This is a genomic window from Pseudonocardia sp. EV170527-09, assembly GCF_008369905.1.
Classification (GTDB): domain Bacteria; phylum Actinomycetota; class Actinomycetes; order Mycobacteriales; family Pseudonocardiaceae; genus Pseudonocardia.
The window spans coordinates 1-1,127 of the sequence record NZ_VRMC01000248.1 but is presented as its reverse complement, the minus strand read 5'-3'; the positions used below and the strand labels follow the sequence as shown (position 1 = coordinate 1,127).

The 1,127-nt window shown below is 64.7% G+C and carries 2 protein-coding genes; both read left to right on the top strand.

Features of this window, described 5'->3' with window-relative positions; translation table 11 throughout:
* Positions 1-133 precede the first annotated feature (133 nt).
* The gene (locus FVA95_RS28855) at positions 134-364 is read left to right on the top strand and encodes an integrase core domain-containing protein (RefSeq protein ID WP_161992450.1); all 231 of its coding nucleotides are present in this window, start codon (positions 134-136) and stop codon (positions 362-364) included.
* Between the two features lie 470 nt (positions 365-834).
* Positions 835-1,127 (top strand): replication initiation protein (locus tag FVA95_RS28850; protein WP_193564443.1); only part of this gene is annotated, 293 nt, incomplete at its 3' end.

The window sequence follows — 1,127 nt, the reverse complement described above, 5'->3', positions numbered from 1 at the left end:
ACCCCCGCCGAAGTGTTCGAAGAGCAGCTACGCTCAGCCTGACAACCCGGTGTTGCAACGATCGGTTGAACCCAGGCAATTCACGTCCTGGGCGTTCGGGCGCCGACTGATCGAGGCGGGACTAGTCGGTTCCATGGGGTCGGTCGGCGATTGTTACGACAACTCGATGGTCGAGTCCTTCTGGGGGACGATGCAGCTGGAACTACTCGACTCCAGATCCTGGAAAAGCCGCGCCGATCTTGCCAATGCGATATTCGAGTGGATAGAGTGCTGGTACAACCCGATCAGGCGCCACTCCAGCATCGGGATGCTCAGCCCAGCCGACTACGAAACAGCCCACACCCCGCCACACCAAGATCACTGACCCCACACCGTCAGTGTCCGGCGCAGGGGGCCAAGCTCACCAGAGCCGCGAAATGAGCCGGGAGTGCTCTCTGAACTGCCCCAGCTGGTTGCAGCGTAGCGGCGGGGTCAGCGTCGGAGTGGGATGACGCTGTCGGTGGTGGTGGCGGGTGGGACTGGTCGGGCTGCTTGTGGTGTGGTCAGCAGGGCGACGATCGTGATGGTCTCTCCGCAGTGCGGGCAGGCCCTGCGAGCAGAGCCGGATCGTCGAGACCGTCAACCACCGGGGCCGGGCTACGAGCAGTCGTGACACATAGAACCAGCCGGCGCTTGCGGGTGAACCGGAACAGCGACCGCAGCCCGGAGAGCGTGGTGCGCCGCGGCGAGCCCTGCAGTCCCGTCAAGTGCGGTGGGGAAGGCGGCGCAGGTGCCCGCGGAAACATCTGACTTGGCCTAGACTCCTACTCAGAATATCTGAGTAGGAGTACGGATATGACGATCACATCGCCACAGGACGTCGCTCTGTCCGACACGACGGAGGGCGCTGATGGCGCCACGGATCGCGAGTGGTGGGGGCGGACGTGGTTGCCGCGTCGTCCGCTGGCGGCGGATGATTTCTTGTCGGGTGTGTATCGGATGGCGCGGGGTCCGGCGTTGCGGCGGCGGTATGTCGAGGCGAACCCGCAGGCGCTCTCGAACCTGCTGGTCGTGGATGTGGATCATTCGGATGCGGCGCTGCGGCTGTTGTGGGACCGCGACGGATGGCGCCCGAACGTCGTCGTGGA